A 15,945-nucleotide genomic window follows, 5' to 3' on the forward strand; every position below is an offset into this window, starting at 1 on the left:
GGTATCGACGGATTGGTGAGTTTGCCGGGGGATTCGGCCATTCACCGGTGATGTGAAGGCGTGACCGTTGAGGAACCTGAGCCGTGAGGGGCGGGACCCCGCGAACGCGGTTCACGATCGCGGCGTGCCCGGCACTCCCGGCCGACCGGGACAATCGACGGCATGCGGTTCGGCATCCTGGGTCCCCTGGAGGTACGGTCCGCCGACGGCGCGGCGATCCCCGTCGGCGGGCCCCGCCCGCGCGCGCTGCTGGTGCTGCTCCTCCTGCACGCGGGCCGGGTGGTCGGCATGGACCGGCTGGTCGACGGCCAGTACGGCGACGAGCCCCCGGCCGGCGCCGTCAACGCGGTCCAGGCGCAGGTGTCCCGGCTGCGGCGTCACCTGCCGCCGGGGACGCTGGAGTTCGACCGGACCGGCTACCGGCTGGCGGTCGACCCCGACGACGTGGACGCGCACCGTTTCGAGCGGCTGGCCCGCGACGGACGCGGACTCCTGAACGCGGGCACGTACGCGGACGCCGCCGCGGTCCTCAGCCGCGCGCTCGACCTGTGGCGCGGCCCGGCCCTGGCCGACCTGCCCCACGCGGACGCCGACCGGGCCCGGCTGGAGGAGCTGCGGCTCGCCACGGCGGAGGACCTCATCGAGGCCCAGCTCGCGCTGCCCGACCGCGCGCCGGTCGCCGAGCTGCGACGGCTGGTCGCCGAGCACCCGCTGCGGGAACGGCTCCGCGGGCAGCTGATGCGCGCCCTGCACGCGGCGGGACGGCCCGCCGAGGCCCTGGCGGTCTTCGAGGAGACCCGGCACCTGCTCGCCGACCAGCTCGGCGTCGACCCCTCCCCGGAGCTGTCGGCGATCCAGCTCGCCGTCCTGCGCGCGCAGCGGCCGGACCCGGTGCCGCGACGGCGGCCGACGGCACAGCTCACGAGCTTCGTCGGCCGCGACCGCGAGCTCACCCGGCTCGGCACGCTGCGCGACGCACGGCTGATCACCATCATCGGACCCGGCGGCGCCGGCAAGACCCGGCTGGCGATCGAGGCGACGGCCCGCGACGGGGCCGAGGTCGTCTTCGCCGACCTGTCCCCGGTGGAGGACGACGACCAGGTGCCGCACGCGGTCCTCGGCGCGCTCGGCCTGCGCGAGACGGGCCTGCAGTCGCTGGAGGCGCCGGACCCGGTCGGGCGCCTGGTCGCGGCGATCGGGGACCGGGAGCTGCTGCTGGTGCTCGACAACTGCGAGCAGGCCGTCACCGGCGCCGCCGCGCTGGCCCGCCGGGCGCTGGGCGAGTGCCCACGCCTGAGGGTCCTGGCGACGAGCCGCGAACCCCTCGGGATCACCGGTGAGACGCTCGTGCCGCTCGGGCCCCTGGACGTCCCGCCGCCGTCCTGCGCGCCCGCCGACGTGCCGGACTACCCGGCCGTCCGGCTGTTCGCCGACCGGGCGGCGGCCGTCCGGCCCGGCTTCGCGGTCGGGCCGGACAACGCGGAGGCGGTCGCGCGGATCTGCGCCGCGCTCGACGGGCTGCCGCTCGCCGTCGAGCTCGCGGCGGCCCGGCTGCGCACGTTCCCCGTCGAGGAGATCGCCCGCCGCCTCGCCGAGGACGACCGGTTCCGGCTGCTGTCGCGCGGCGACCGCACCGCGGCGGCCCGGCACCGGACGCTGCGCGCCGTGGTCGAGTGGAGCTGGGACCTGCTCACGCCGGACGAGCGGGCGGTGGCCCGGCGCTTCTCCGTCTTCTCGGGCGGCGCGTCACCGGACGCCGTCGAGGCGGTCTGCGGCGACGACGCCGCGGACACGCTGGCCGACCTGGTGGACAAGTCGTTCGTCGAGCCGGACGGCGTCCGCTACCGGATGTTCGAGACGATCGGCCTGTTCTGCGCCGAGCGCCTGGCCGAGACCGACGAACGGCAGCGGATCCGGGCCGCCCATGCCCGTCACTTCCTGGGCCTGGCCGAGCGCGCCGACCCCCACCTGCACCGCGCCGAACAGCTCGACTGGCTGGCCCGGCTCTCCGCCGACCACGAGAACCTGATGGCCGCCCTGCGCTGGTCCGTACGCCACGATCGGGAGACGGCCCTCCGGCTGGTCGCGGCCCTCGGGGCGTACGGCTGGCTGAGCGGGCGGCGTGGCGAGACGCGCAAGCTGGCCGCCGAGCTTCTCGAGACGCCGGTCGAGGGATTCGAGGAGGAGTACGTCGCCTGCGTCGTGCAGGCCGTGCCGCGGATCGATCCGGAGCACTGGAGACGGGCCGAGTCGATCGTACGGTCCTGGGACCGGCCGCTGCGGTATCCGTTCACCGTGGTCATGTGGGGGATGATCGCCGGCCCGCCCGGACCGTCCGGCGCGAGCGAGCGCATGCTCGGCGGCGACCCCTGGAACCGGGCGCTGGGCGGGTTCAGCCTCGCCCTGATCAAGGTGCTCGGCGGCGACCCGGCCGAGGGCGAACGCGGGCTCGAGGACGCGCTGGGCCGCTTCCGCTCGCTCGGCGAACGGTGGGGGACCGCGCAGGCGCTGGACTGGCTGGCCGTGATCGCGGCCCGCCGCGGCGAGTGGGCCCGCGCCCGCGACCTCTGGCAGGAGACGATCGCGCTGTTCGACGAGCTGGGCGCCGACGAGGAGGTCGTCGACGTCCTCGTCCACCGCGCCGAGGGGCTCACCCGGGAGGGCGACCTGCCCGCCGCCGTCGCCGACCTGGACCGCGCGGAGGAGCTGTCCCGCCGGGCGGGCCGGGCGGACGCGCCCGCGGCGGTGCACCTCGGCCGGGCGGAGGTCGCGCGGTTCCGCGGCGAGCTCACCGAGGCCCGCGGCCACCTCGACGAGGCCCTTCGCGTCGCCGGGAACGCCGGGTTCGGCATCGAGGCGACCCAGCCGTGGGCGTACACCGCGCTGGGCCGGCTCGCCGAGGCCGAGGGCGACGACGACGCGGCGCGGACCTGGCACCGGCGCGCCGTCGCGGCCGCGCGTGAATCCCCGATCGCCGTCGACCTCGCCGACGCCGTGACCGGCCTGGCCGGCCTCGCCGTACGGGACGGCGCGGGCGAACACGCAGCGGTCCTGCTCGGCGCGGCCGTCGCGCTGCGCGGAACGACCGTCGCCCGCGACCGGGACGCCGACCTGGCCGCCGCCCACGCCCGCGACCTCATCGGCGCGGACGCGTTCGCGGCGGCGTTCGCGCGCGGCGCCGCGATGTCCCGCGCGGAGGCGCTGACAGTCGTCGACGAGACTGTCAGCGGATAGCGGACGGGCTGTCAACGGGCCCCGCGAGAGTCGGGGACATGAAGAACACGACAGTCCTCATCTCCGGCGCGAGCATCGCCGGCCCCGCCCTCGCCTACTGGCTGGAGCGCTACGGCTGCACCGTCACGATCGTCGAGAAGGCGGCCGCGCTGCGCCCCGGCGGGCAGGCCGTCGACTTCAAGGGCCCGACCCACAAGAAGGTCCTGGCGCGCATGGGGATCCTCGACGAGGTGCGCCGCCGCCAGACCGGCGGGCACGACACCACCTTCATCGACGCGGACGGCCGGCCGCAGGCGGTCATGCCCGGCGAGTTCACCGGCGGTGAGATCGAGATCGGCCGCGGCGACCTGGCCGCCCTCCTGTACGAGCGGACCGCGGCGCGGTGCGAGTACGTCTTCGGCGACTCGATCACCTCGCTGACCGAGACGGCGTCCGGCGTCCACGTCACCTTCGAACGCGGCGCGCCCCGCACCTTCGACCTCGTGGTCGGCGCGGACGGCATCCACTCCAACGTCCGCCGCCTGGCCTTCGGCCCCGAGGAGGACTACGTGCGCTTCCTCGGCCACTACTACGCGCTCGCCGACGCCGCCGCGCCAGGCGCCCCGGAGCAGAGCGTGATGTACAACGAGCCGGGCCGCATGGTGTCGCTGTGGGGGAACAAGGCGCGGGCGTTCTTCGTCTTCGCCTCCGAGCAGCTGCGGTACGACCGCTGGAACACCGACGAGCAGAAGCGGCTCCTCGCCCGCGCCTACGAGGGCGCGCGGTGGAGGGTGCCCGAGATCGTCGCCGCGGCGTCCGGCGACCCGGAGTTCTACCTCGACTCGATCAGCAGGGTCGAGATCGACCACTACGCCAAGGGACGGGTCGTGCTGCTCGGCGACGCCGCGTACGGCAACACGCTGGGCGGCTTCGGCACCGGCCTGGCCATCGTCGGCGCGTACGTCCTGGCCGGGGAGCTGGCGGCGGCCGGCGGCGACCACCGGGTGGCGTTCCGCCGGTACGAGGAGGAGTTCCGCGGCTACGCCAAGATCGCGCGCAAGGGCAACGCCGGGCCGTTCCTCGCCCCGCCGACCCAGGGCCGGATCAGGATGCGCAACCAGATGTTCAAGCGCGGCGTCCTGCTCAAGTCGCTGTTGTGGATGACCGACAGGTTCGCCACCAACATCGACCTCAAGGACTACCCGCCGCCCGCCGACCGGCCGCACGGCCCGGCGACCGCGCGCCGCTGACCCACCTGGCTCGCCCGCCCCGGCGCCGGGCACCCCGAACCCGCGGCGTACCGAATGCTCGGCATCCGCGGCCCAGAACAAGGGCAAAGCCCGCATCTCACCACCACGGGCCGGGTTTTCCCGAGCATTCGGTACGACTCGGCCCTCGAACTCGCGGTGACCGTCCCGCTCAGCCGGGCCGGGCGGTCGGGGCCTCGTCGACGACGCGGTAGCCCACGCCCGGGGTGGTGACGATGACGGGCGGGCCGCCCAGCTTCCGGCGCAGCCGGCCGATGGTCACCGTGACCATCACCGGCGGCCTGCTGCTCCGGCTGCGCGACGCGTGAGGCGGTGGCCGTTCCGACGAGGACGCCGACCGGCGCACCGGCACGGGGTCCTCAGCGGCTCGACGGGTCCGCGCGGAAGACGACGGCGGCGATCGGCATGGCCGGGTTCCGCCGGCCGAGCAGCGACAGGGAGAAGCCGTGCTCGGGCACGCGGCCGCCGAGCACCTCCGGCTCGACCTGTACGCCGCCGGCCGTCAGGTCCGCGGTGACCTCGGCGTAGCCGCGGCCAAGGAGCTGCACGTCCTCGAACCAGGCGGTGCCCGACACGCCCACGAAGCTGATCACCAGCGTGGTGAGCCGGGAGTCCTCGTCGAAGGTGAGGATCAGGCCGTGGTCGAAGTACCAGTCCTGCGCCGTGCCGCCGTAGGGCGGGACGCTCTGCAGCGCCGGGCCGAGCAGGGCGCGCAGCTCCTGACGCGACTGCCCGAGCCGTACCGTCTCGGTGCCCTGGCCGGAGACCAGCCGGTGCTTCGTGATGGGCGCGACCTCGGGTTCGTCGGACATGTCGGGCTCGCCCCCGGGATCGCCGGCGAACACCCCAACCGAGCCGACCTCATCGTCTCCGTTCCGGGTCAGGGCGAAGCCGGCCTCGGGCACCCGGTGCCCCTCGTCGTCGCCCACCACCTCGAGGCCGTGGGCGGTCAGCTCCGCGACGACGTCGTCGTACGGGCGGCCGGTGAGCGCGATCCCGTCGAAGCCGACCGGGGCGCGGGAGCCCGGCTCGAGGTGGTACAGCCGGTCGTGGTCGTCGAAGAAGGCGATGAGGTCGCCCGCGAGGTAGTGGTCGCAGATCCCGACGTCCCAGGCGGCCTTGCGGAAAGGCCGGACCGCACCGAGGTCGTCGCCGAACCGCTCCGCGAAACCGGCGGCGACCTCGTCGCGGCGCGCGCCGAACCGGACGTCCACCCCGAACCCGCTGACGCCCGCGAAGGGCCTGATCTCCCACTGCAAAGCGTTCACCCGGCCAGTATTAGCAGCACCGTACGACTCTCACCCTGCTCGGTCGCGGCCTCCCGATCGGCCGGGGTGGTCCCGGCCGCGCGCCGCGTGACGGTGCGTCGGTCAGATGAACGGCAGGGCGACGAGGTTGTAGGTGAGCGCGACCTTCAGGAACGCCACCCCGGCCAGGGCGATCAGCGTGTACGAGAGCCGTCCGCCCCAGCCCCACCAGCCCTTCCACCAGGCCGCCACCGTGCCGACGAGGACGCCGGCGGCCGGGACGAACGCCACCGCCAGGACGACCGGCAGGACGGTCAGGGACGGCGAGCCCAGCATGATCTTTTCCTGGAGCGCGTTGGAGTCGGTCATCAGCGACGCGAACCCGGCCAGGAACGCCGTGCCGAGCGCGCCGGTGATCCAGGCGGTCAGCCAGGCGGCGCGGGAGGCACGCGAGCGGGCCGGGCGGTGGCGCAGGCGCCGTACGAGCGCCGCCACCGGGACGCCGAGGAAGCAGAGCAGGAGCATCAGGGCGCCCACCCCGAACATGGGCAGGTAGAGCGCCGGGGAGTCGGCCCACTCCAGCTTCTCGTACGCCTCGGCGGGCGTCGCCGACGCGGACAGGATGCCCTTGCCGTCGAAGGCGATCAGGTCCTGGCCGCCGCGCTCCTGGAACAGTCCCGGCCCGACCTGCGTCCAGTGCTGGGTCTCCTTGGCCGGGTCCGGGGTCAGCCCGGTGGTGGTCAGGGTCCCGGCGCCGTCGGCCGCGACGGATACCGGCGAGACGAGGGTGGAGACCTTCGTCAGGGCGCTGTGGCTGGTGCGGACCGACCGGTACGTCCCGGCGTACCGGGAGACGTCGCCGGTCCGTACGGCTCCGGGCGCGGCCGGGCTGCCGGGGAGGTACCGGTCGACGATACGGTCGATGAGGCTGACGCCGTCCCAGCCGGCGACCGCGTCCGTGCCGTCGCCGTTGAAGGCGACGTAGATGCCGATTCCCTCGTCGGGGAGCAGCGCCATCTGGTCGTGGAAGCCCGGCACGTCGCCGTCCTTGAACAGGAGCCGCCGGCCGTCGCGCGGGCGCTCCTCGAACATGTAGCCCATGCCGGGGACGCGCGGATCCTGCCTGAAGTGCCGCTGCTGCATCCGCTGGGCGACGTCCCGGCCGAGCCGGGGGTCGTTCTTCAGCTGGGCGAGCATGAACCGGCCCATGTCGGCGGGGGGCGAGACCGCCCCGGCGCCGGTCGGCGACCACGAACCGTACTGGCCCTTCTGGACGGTGTAGCCGGAGCCGGTGGGCCGGTAGCCGCGCGCCAGGGTGGCGTCGACCGCGGCCGGGTGCGGCTCGGCGAACGTCGTGGCGGTCATTCCCAGTGGCCGCAGGACGTGCTCGTCGACGTACCGCGCGAAGGGCTCCCCGGACGCGACCTCGACGAGGTACCCGGCCAGGGCCGTTCCGTAGTTGTCGTAGGAGACGGCGGTGCCCGGCGGGCGTACCCGCGCCGGCTGCCCCTCTGCCAGGGCCCGGCCGAGGGGTGCGAGGCCGGTGGGGTTCGCCCTGGCCTTGCCGACGATGTCGTCGTCGAAGCCGGCGGTGTGGGTGAGGAGGTTCTCCAGGGTGACGGGCCGACCGGGGTAGGTGTCGCGGATCTTAAAGCTCTTGAGGTACCGGTTGACGTCGGTGTGCAGGTCGAGCCGCCCTTGGTCGACCAGTCGCAGCGCGGCGGTCGCGGTGAACAGCTTGGCCATCGACCCCATCAAGAAGCCGGTGCGCTCGGCGTCCACGGGGCTGCGTGTGGCGACGTCGGCGACGCCGTACCCCTTGGCGAACACCGGCCGCCCGCCCGCCACCACGACGACCGCGGCGCCGGGGATCCGGTCCTTGGCCAGTTGAGCGGGCACGATCGCGTCCACCACCGCGCCGACGTCGCGCAGCGTGGGCGAGTGCCGTCGTGTCCGCTCGCCGGAGTGGCCCGTCGCCGCCCCCGCGGGGACCGCGGGCCCGACGATCAGCGCGCCGGCGAACAGCATCGCGACGATCTTCTTGAACATTCTCACTCCATCGAGATGTGCCGGGCGGCATGGGCTCCGGCGGACGCCGATGACGGTTCGGCTACAGCGACGAGAACCAGGTCACGATCTGTGGGATCGACCGGAACGCCGATCCGTTGTGGTCGGTGTCGCCGACGTCGATGAGCGGCGCGGCCACGCCGTGGGCGCGCAGGGCCCGGACGCAGTTCTGGGCGTTGCGGATGGTCACGTCCTTGTCCCCGCGCGCGGCGTACACGCGGACGGGAACGCGCGGCGTCCAGCTCCTGCAGGTGCCGTCGTTCTGCCGGAGCGCCCGGGCCAGGCCGCCCGTCGGGTGGTCGAACCTCTTGATGAACGCGGGCGTGAGGAGTTCCTGAGGCGTGGCCGGCAGGCCGGTGACGATCTCCGCCGGGGTGTGGTGGCCGTCGAAGAGCGTCTCGACCGTCGCGCTGTACGGCTGCTGGAAGGCCTCGGACGGAGAGGCGTAGAGGTGGTGCAGCCGATTCATCGACGTCAGCCAGTACCCGAGGTAGAAGGTGACCTCTCGAGGGTCGAGTGACGTCCCGTGCAGCCCTTCGGGGACCTCGGCGTGCTCGACGTCGTACGGGCCGCTGACCGGCGCGAGCGCGGCCAGCCGTCCCTTGGCCTGCAGGGCGCGGCCCAGGGCCGTCGCGGCCGCGCCCCCCTGGGAGAAGCCGGTGACCCGCACGCGCCGGTCCAGGGTGCGCCCGTGCCGGGCGGCGACCTTCTCCGCCGCGCGCAGCATGTCGAGGGAGGCGCTCGTCTCCGAGGCGTGGTCCATGTACGGGTGGCGGCCGGGACCGAGTCCGAGCCCGAGGTAGTCCGGCGCGACGGTACCGAACCCGGCCCCGGCGAACAGGATCGACCCGGCGCGGTCGTAACTGCCCGCGTTCACCGTCGCCGCGGCCTTCTTCGTCGGGTTGGTGCCGTGTTCGTACACGACGGTCCGCAGCCGGCGGTCCTTGCCACGCGGGAGGACGACCAGGCCGCTGGCGGTCGTCGGCCGGCCGTTCACGGCGACGGTCCGGTACACGACGCGGTACACCTCGACCCCGTACTTGGGCTTCGGCGAGCCGAAGTTCATCTTCGCGAGGTATTCCGCGGTGCGTGCCTTCGACATGCTCGCGATGCGGGTCGTGGAGACGACCTCGCCACGCGTCGGCGCGGTCGCGTGAGCGGACGGTACGGCGGCGAGCGCCAGGGCGGCGGCGCAGGCGGTGCCGACCGCGGCGCGGGCGGTACCACGTGCGATGCGAGAGGTCGCGATTGCGGTGCGGGCGGTTCCGAGAGGCGCTCTGTTCATGACATCGACGATCTCCGAACGGGCGCGTACGCCACCAGTGCCGGTCACCCCGACCTGGCATGTAGAACACACGATCCGGACAAATCACTAAAATCATGGCGTGGTGATCATCCTCGTCGTCCTGGTCGGTCTGGCCGTCGATCCGTGGCTGATCACACCGAGCGTTCCGGCGGTCCTGACGCTCGCGCTGCAGATCCTGCACTGCCTGCCCGCGACGAAACGGTTCCGGGGCCGATGGAGCCTGGCCGCCCAAGCCCTGCTCTTCCCCTGGGCGGGCCCGCCGGGCTTCCTCGCCGCCTCCGTCCTTCTGATCGTCACGGGGCGCATCCGCTGGGCGTTGTTCGGCGCCGTCGTGGCCGCCGCCGGCCTGCTGAACCTCGGCGACGTCTACACCTGCGTCAACGCCATGGGCAACGCCCTGGCGGTCGGAGTCACCGTCTACGGCCTCACCCGGCTCAGCGACCTGCGCGCCGAACTCCGTGCCACCCGCGGCGAATTGGCCACGGAGTCGGTCGCGGGCGAACGCGAAAGGTTCTCCCGCGACCTGGACGCCGCCCTCGGCTCGGCCCTCTCGGAGATCGCCGGCCTCGCCGCGCGCGGACAGGTCGAGCGGATCCTGACCCTCGCCCGGGAGAGCGCGGCGCGCGTCCGGGCCACGCCCGCCGCCCCGGTCGATCCGCCGCCCGCCGACCTGACACCGCGCCTGGCCCTGCCGATCGTCGTCGTCGCGCACCTCGAGTACCTGGCCATCGGCCTGATCTTCCTGTCGGACGCGTCTCCGCCCGCCCTCCTGTTCACTGCCGACGTGCTCGCCCTCGCCGTCATCATCGGGCTGTCCGTCTACCACTGCCTACCGCGCCCGCCCGGCGTACGGCCGCGTCATGCCGGCTGGACGGTCTCCGCCCAAACCGTGTTGGCCTGCCTGCCGCTCCTGACTCCCGGCGGTCCCGAACCCCAGATGGTCGGCTTCGCCGCGGCCTCGATCCTGATCGCCGTCGGCGGTCGCCTGGCGTGGCCGCTGTCCGGGGCCGTCGTGCTGAGCGTTCCCGTCGTCCTGCTCGTCCGGTCCGTCCCCGTGGGGGAGACCGCCTCCCTGACGGTCGACACGGTGACCATCGCACTGATCTTCTACGGGCTGGCCCTGCTCACCGGGCTCGTCCACGAGGTACGGGAGGCGCGCCTGGCGCTCGCCGCGATGGCCCTGGCGCGCGAACGGCGGCGGATCGCCAGGGACGTGCACGACCTGCTCGGGTACGGCCTGTCCGCCGTCATCGTCAAGGCCGAGCTGGCCGCGAGGGACCCCTCCCGGGCCGAACGCGAACTCGCCGACATCGGGCTGATCGCCCGGCGGTCCCTGGGCGACCTGCGCGCCATCCCGGGCGACGATCCGCGGATGTCCCTCCGCGCGGAGCTCGCCTCGGCGCGTGACGTGCTCACCGCCGCCGGGATCGCGGTGCGCGTCGACGCCTCGGCCGACGGTCTTCCCGGACCGGTCGACGCCCTGCTGGCGACCGTGCTGCGCGAGGCCGTCACCAATGTCCTCCGGCACAGTCGGGCCCGGACCTGCTCCGTGGAGGCGACGGTCGCCGACGGCACGGCCCGGTTGCGCGTCACCAACGACGGCGTCCCCGAAACCACGGCGCGGACGGCCGGGCAGGGCGTCGGCAACCTCACCGAACGCGTGGCCGCGCTGGGCGGCCGGCTCACGGCCGGGCCGCGTCCGGGGGAGGAGTACGAGCTCCTGGTGCTACAGCCAGCCGGCCTCGGTCGCGATGCGGACCGCGTCGATGCGGTTGCGGGCGTCCAGCTTGGTGACGATCGCCCCTAGGTAGTTGCGCACGGTGCCCTTGGTCAGGTGGAGCCGCGCGGCGATCTCGGAGAGCTCCGCGCCCTCCGCGGCCAGCCGCAGCACCCCCGCCTCCCGCTCCGTCAGCGGGTTCGGCCGGGCCGTGATCGCCGCCGCGGCCAGCTGTGGATCGATCACGAGCTCCCCGGCGGCCACCCGGCGGATCGCGCCGGCCAGCTCGGTGGGCGGGGAGTCCTTCAGCATGAAGCCCCGTACCTGGGCCGTCAGGGCCCGGCGCAGGGTCTCGGGGCGGCCGAGCGCCGTGAGGATGAGCGTGCGGCAGCCCGGCAGCCGGTCGGCGAGCGCCGTGGCCGCCGCGAGCCCGTCGATGCCCGGCATCTCGACGTCCAGCACCGCGACATCCGGCCGGTGCTCGAGCGCGGCGGGGAGCACGGCGTCGCCCGTGGCCACCTCGGCGACCACCTCGAGGTCGGGCTCCAGCGCCAGCAGCGCGATCAGGGCACCGCGGATGAGATGCATGTCCTCGGCCAGAAGTACCCGTATCACGCCCCGCTCCCCGATGTCCGCGCGAACCGTCCCGGAACGTCATCCTGCCAGGCGGTGGTCCGCACGGGGGTGCCCGCCCGATCTGCCCGCTGTACGTGTGCCCGGTGCCGGATCTCCCGGCACGCACCACTCTGGTCGCCGGACCCTGGGCCACCCAGGGCTCTGCGCAGCCTGGGTCCGGCAGGACCAGGCTGGACCGCACCACCCTCGGCCGCCTACGTTGCAGGCGTAGCGACGTGAAGCGAGGGACGACGTGCACATTGTCCGTTTCGTGCCGACCGCCGGTGACCGCCCGCTGGTGGGGTTCTCCGACGGGTCGACCGTCACCGAGCTGACCGGAGGCCTCGGCGAGTTGCTCCGGCTGCCCGCCGCGGAGCTGCGGGACCGTTGCCTCGCGGCGAAGGGCCCTGGGCACGACGTCACCGCCGTACGGGTGCTGCCGCCGGCGGACGGGCGGATGGAGGTCTGGGCGGCCGGCGTCACCTACCGGCGCTCCCGCGAGGCGCGGATGACCGAGAGCGAGCGGTCGGCCGACGTGTACGAGCAGGTGTACGACGCCGAACGCCCGGAGCTGTTCTTCAAGTCCGCGGCCTGGCGGGTGACCGGCGACGGCGAGCACGTCGCGATCCGCGCCGACTCCGCGATCGACGTGCCCGAACCCGAACTCGGGCTGGTGCTCAACCGGCACGCCGAGATCGTCGGGTACACCGTCGTGAACGACCTGAGCTCCCGCACCATCGAGGGCGAGAACCCGCTCTACCTGCCGCAGGCCAAGACCTACCTGGGCGGCTGTGCGGCCGGTCCCGCCGTACGGCCGGCCTGGGAGGTCCCCGACCCGTACGCCCTGGACATCGAGCTCACGATCCGGCGCGACGGCGACGTGACGTGGGCGGGCCGGGCGAGCACCGGGCAACTGCACCGGAGGCTCGACGACCTGGTCGGCTACCTGTTCCGCGCGGACGCGTTCCCGGACGGCGCCATCCTCGCCACCGGCACCTGCCTGGTCCCCGAGTTGCCGTTCACCCTGGCGGGCGGCGACGAGATCGCCATCACGATCGCCGAGATCGGCACGCTCACGAGCACGGTGGTCGTCGGCAAGGACCCGATGGCGTGGCTCGCCGAGGACGGCGCACGGCGCTGAGCCCGGGAGACCGGGGTTCCGTGTGATCGGAAGGTGGAAGACTGGGGAACCACGGCGGGGGCCGCGGATGACGTACGAGGGGGACGGTGTCACGATGGGCAAGCACAGCGCACCGCCGACCGGCAGGACGTGTCCGGTCTGCAGGGGCACCGGCAAGAACAGCGCGCAACAGGACTGCGGCTCGTGCGGAGGAAGGGGAACCACGTGAGCTATCCGCCGGCCGGCTGTGGCTACCAGGTCCTTTACATCGACCGCGCGGGGCGTCGCGCCGAGTCGCCGCTCTTCGGCGACGAGTACGCCCTGGGCGACTGGTTCCGGGCGAAGACGGACTCCGGCGAGATCGACCGGGAGTCCGAGGGCGACGGCCGCCCGGGCGGGTTCCGCGTCTACTGCGTGACCGAGGGCCGGCGCGTCGAGATCGACCACCTCCACCCGCGGCTCGTGCACGGGCGCCTGAACCGGCGGGCGCAACGGGCCTGACCCGGCTCCTCCCGTCTCCTCCTGTGACCCCTCAGCGTTCGCCGTACGCCGGGCCCACGCTCGGTCCGCGCCTGGCCCGGCTGATCGTCGCGGTCGTCCTCGCCGCGTTCGCCGGCGTGTACGTCCTCGCCGCGCCGTTCCGGGCGGGCGACGCGCCGCGCGCCGTCGGCACGGTGGCGATCACCCTGCTCCTGTTCGTGTCCCTGCTCGCCTGGGTCCTGCCCGGCGCGGCGAGATTCCGCGGCGTCGCGCTCGCGACGGCCCAGGTGCTCCTGGCGTGCCTCGACGTGCTCGTGTTCGGCACGTCCGTCGGAATCCTCGCGTTCGCCGCCGGGCCGCTGCTGCTGGCCTCGTACGCGCTGCCCGCCGCGGCGGTGCTCGCAGGGGGAGTGGTCGTCGCGGTCCTGCGGTTCCCGGACGCGGCCGCGGTGACCGACGCCGCGATCACGCCGGTGCTCGGCGCGCTGGTCGTGTACGGCCTCGTACGGCTGGCCGACCGGGTCACCGACCTGGCCGCCGCCCGCCCCGCGCTGACGATGGCGGCCGTCGCGCAGGAACGCCTCCGTATCGCCACCGAGCTGAACACCGGCATCGGGCGCGGCCTGGACGCGATCACGGCGGGCAGCCGCCGCGCCCTCGACGATCCCGGAGAGCTGGACGAGGTCCTCCGCGTGGCCCGCCGTTCGCTGGCCGACGCGCGGGCGGCGGCCGCCGACTTCCGCGCCAGGTCGCTCGCGCCCGAGGCCACGGCGGCGCGGGCGCTGCTGGCGGCCGCCGGGATCGAGGCGGAGGTCCGCACCGACCACGAGGAGCCGCTCGGCTCGGCGGGCGCGCTGCTGGCCACCGTGCTGCGCGAGGCCGTCACCGCGGTCGTACGCCAGGGCACGGCGACCCGGTGCGTCATCGAGACCGCCGAGCGGGACGGGAGGGTCCGGCTGCGGGTGAGCAACGACGGGCCTCCCACCGCGGCGCGCGGTGAGGAGGGTCTCGCCGCGGCCGCCGAGCGGGTCGAGGCGGCCGGCGGCACGCTCACCACGGGCCTCGGCGCGGACGGCCGGTTCACCGTCGAGGCGACGATCGCGGCCACCCCGCGCCCTGTCAGCGTGCCCGACCCCACGGCGTACGGCCTGTCGGTGACCCTCCTCGCGGTGGTGGTGGCGGGTTTCTGCGTCAAGGGTCTCCTGCACGTCCCCTGGGGCGCGGGCCTGCCCGGGGCCGTGCTCGGGATGGCGCTCCTCGCGGTCCTGCAACTGCGCTGGACCGCCGACGCCCCGCCGCGGCACCCGTACGCGGTCCTGGCCGGGCAGACGTTGCTCAGCCTCGTGCCGGTGCTCTGGTTCGGCACCGCCTGGCTCGGCGCGGCGGGCTTCCTCGCGGGCACCTTCCTCGTGGCCCTGCCCATCCGGGTCGGCGCGCCGCTCGTGGCGGCGGCGATGGCGGCCACCGGGGCGATGGCGGCCGCGCTGTCGCAGGGCCCGGCGCGGATCGTCAACTACACGGTGAGCGTGCTGGTCACGGGCCTCGTGGTGTACGGCCTGGTGCGCCTCGCCCGCCTCGTACGCGACCTGCGGGCGGCCGGCGCGGAGCTGGCCCGGGCGGCGACCGTACAGGAACGCCTCCGCGCCGCCCGCGACCTGCACGACCTGCTCGGGCACAGCCTCGCGGCGATGCTGCTGAAGTGCGAGCTGGCCCGGAGGCTCGCCGGGGCCGACCCGGCACGGGCCGAGGCGGAGCTGACCGCGGTCGTGGCGATGGCCGAGCGGGCCCGGGCGGACCTGCGCGCCGCCTCCGGCGCCGGGGAGCCGGAGATGTCGCTGGAGATCGAGGTCGAGTCCGCGCGCTCCGTGCTGACCGCCGCGGGGGTCGAGACCCGGGCCGACCTCGGTCACGGCCCGCTGCCCGCCCCGTCGGCGACGGTGCTGAGCGCGGTGCTGCGGGAGGCGGTGACCAACGTGCTGCGGCACAGCGCCGCCCGGCACTGCGCCATCGTCACGACGAACGAGGCGGGCGTCGTGACCCTCACGGTGGACAACGACGGCCTCGACCCGCGGGCCCGGCGCGACCCGCCCGGATCGGGGATCGGCAACCTCACGACCCGGCTGGCCGCCGTCGGCGGCAGCCTGACCGCCCGCGCCGACGGCGACGGCGGCTTCCGCCTCCAGGCCCGCCTGCGCCCCGACACCCCGGCCGACCCCTGAGCTCAGATCCAGCCCGCCTCTTGGGCGATGCGGACGGCGTCGGTGCGGTTCCGGGCGTTCAGCTTGTCGACGACGGCGGTCAGGTAGTTGCGCACGGTCCCGGCCGACAGGTGCAGCCGCTCGGCGATCTCGGGCGCCTCGGCGCCCTCCGCCGCCAGCCGCAGCACGTCCGTCTCGCGCGGGGTGAGCGGGTTGTCGGCGAGGTCCCAGGCCGTCAGCGCGAGGTTCGGGTCCAGTACGCGCCTCCCTGCGGCGACGCTCCGGATTCCCGCGATCAGGTCGTCGGGCGGCGCGGTCTTCAGCAGGAACCCACCCGCGTGCGCGGTGAGGGCGCGGCGCAGGTGACCGGGCTTGCCGTGCCCCGTGAGGATCAGCGTCCGGCACTCCGGAAGCCGCTCGTGCACGGCGGCCGCGGCGGTCAGGCCGTCGGCGCCGGGCATGTCGATGTCGAGCACCGCGACGTCCGGCCGGTGGTGAAGCACGGCGGGCAGCACCTGGTCGCCCGCGTCGACCTGGGCGACCACCTCCAGGTCCGGCTCCAGCGACAGCAGCGCGGCCAGGGCGCCGCGAACCACGTGGTGGTCATCGGCCAGCAACACTCTGATCACGGGTCATGTGTACCAGGGGCCTCGTCACGGTCCGGGCCATGACGAGGTCATGGTCGACTCGTGAGCACGTCTCTGGCCCGGGAAA

General features: G+C 74.3%; 11 protein-coding genes and 1 pseudogene. 6 read left to right on the forward strand and 6 right to left on the reverse strand.

Annotated features, from left to right (window positions below; all coding sequences use genetic code 11):
• The first annotated feature begins 162 nt into the window (after positions 1-162).
• Both AB0K82_RS02500 and AB0K82_RS02505 read left to right on the forward strand, forming a co-directional pair.
• Complete coding sequence (locus tag AB0K82_RS02500) at positions 163-3,234, forward strand: BTAD domain-containing putative transcriptional regulator (protein WP_364391789.1); 3,072 nt, start codon at positions 163-165, stop codon at positions 3,232-3,234.
• A 38-nt stretch (positions 3,235-3,272) separates the two neighbouring features.
• Positions 3,273-4,463, forward strand: coding sequence for an FAD-dependent monooxygenase (locus tag AB0K82_RS02505; protein ID WP_364391791.1), 1,191 nt, complete (start codon positions 3,273-3,275; stop codon positions 4,461-4,463).
• Between the two features lie 169 nt (positions 4,464-4,632).
• On the opposite strand, the pseudogene AB0K82_RS02510 reads toward AB0K82_RS02505, so the two are convergent.
• The 4 genes and pseudogenes from AB0K82_RS02510 to AB0K82_RS02525 form a co-directional block, all read right to left on the reverse strand.
• A pseudogene (locus AB0K82_RS02510) lies at positions 4,633-4,752 on the reverse strand (winged helix-turn-helix domain-containing protein); the annotation flags it as partial.
• A gap of 88 nt (positions 4,753-4,840) precedes the next feature.
• Positions 4,841-5,749, reverse strand: a complete 909-nt coding sequence (locus tag AB0K82_RS02515) for a hypothetical protein (RefSeq protein ID WP_364391793.1) — start codon at positions 5,747-5,749, stop codon at positions 4,841-4,843.
• A gap of 102 nt (positions 5,750-5,851) precedes the next feature.
• Positions 5,852-7,777 carry a serine hydrolase domain-containing protein gene (locus AB0K82_RS02520; RefSeq protein ID WP_364391795.1) on the reverse strand — a complete coding sequence of 642 codons (1,926 nt, stop codon included), beginning with the start codon at positions 7,775-7,777 and terminating at the stop codon, positions 5,852-5,854.
• A 61-nt stretch (positions 7,778-7,838) separates the two neighbouring features.
• Positions 7,839-9,080, reverse strand: coding sequence for a hypothetical protein (locus AB0K82_RS02525; protein WP_364391798.1), 1,242 nt, complete (start codon positions 9,078-9,080; stop codon positions 7,839-7,841).
• A gap of 100 nt (positions 9,081-9,180) precedes the next feature.
• On the opposite strand from AB0K82_RS02525, the gene AB0K82_RS02530 reads away from it, so the two are divergent.
• A complete protein-coding gene (locus tag AB0K82_RS02530) occupies positions 9,181-10,908 on the forward strand; it encodes a histidine kinase (protein WP_364391799.1) in 1,728 nt (575 codons plus the stop codon).
• On the opposite strand, the gene AB0K82_RS02535 is transcribed toward AB0K82_RS02530, so the two are convergent.
• Positions 10,828-11,433 carry a response regulator transcription factor gene (locus AB0K82_RS02535; protein WP_364391802.1) on the reverse strand — a complete coding sequence of 202 codons (606 nt, stop codon included), beginning with the start codon at positions 11,431-11,433 and terminating at the stop codon, positions 10,828-10,830. The genes AB0K82_RS02530 and AB0K82_RS02535 overlap by 81 nt on opposite strands.
• 253 nt (positions 11,434-11,686) lie before the next feature.
• Between AB0K82_RS02535 and AB0K82_RS02540 the strand changes: the two genes are divergently transcribed.
• From AB0K82_RS02540 to AB0K82_RS02550, 3 genes are all read left to right on the forward strand, one after another.
• The gene (locus tag AB0K82_RS02540) at positions 11,687-12,574 is read left to right on the forward strand and encodes a fumarylacetoacetate hydrolase family protein (RefSeq protein WP_364391804.1); all 888 of its coding nucleotides are present in this window, start codon (positions 11,687-11,689) and stop codon (positions 12,572-12,574) included.
• Between the two features lie 204 nt (positions 12,575-12,778).
• Entirely contained in the window at positions 12,779-13,054 is a 276-nt protein-coding gene (locus tag AB0K82_RS02545; protein ID WP_364391807.1) for a hypothetical protein, read from the forward strand.
• 23 nt (positions 13,055-13,077) lie between these two features.
• Positions 13,078-15,252: a histidine kinase gene (locus AB0K82_RS02550; protein ID WP_364391809.1), complete on the forward strand. Its 2,175-nt coding sequence runs from the start codon at positions 13,078-13,080 to the stop codon at positions 15,250-15,252.
• Between the two features lie 2 nt (positions 15,253-15,254).
• Here the strand turns inward: AB0K82_RS02550 and AB0K82_RS02555 are convergent, their stop codons facing one another.
• On the reverse strand, positions 15,255-15,860 hold the full coding sequence (locus AB0K82_RS02555) for a response regulator transcription factor (protein ID WP_364391811.1): 606 nt from the start codon (positions 15,858-15,860) through the stop codon (positions 15,255-15,257).
• Between the last annotated feature and the right edge of the window lie 85 nt (positions 15,861-15,945).

The sequence above is a fragment of the Actinoallomurus sp. NPDC052274 genome, assembly GCF_040679475.1.
Lineage (GTDB): Bacteria > Actinomycetota > Actinomycetes > Streptosporangiales > Streptosporangiaceae > Actinoallomurus > Actinoallomurus liliacearum.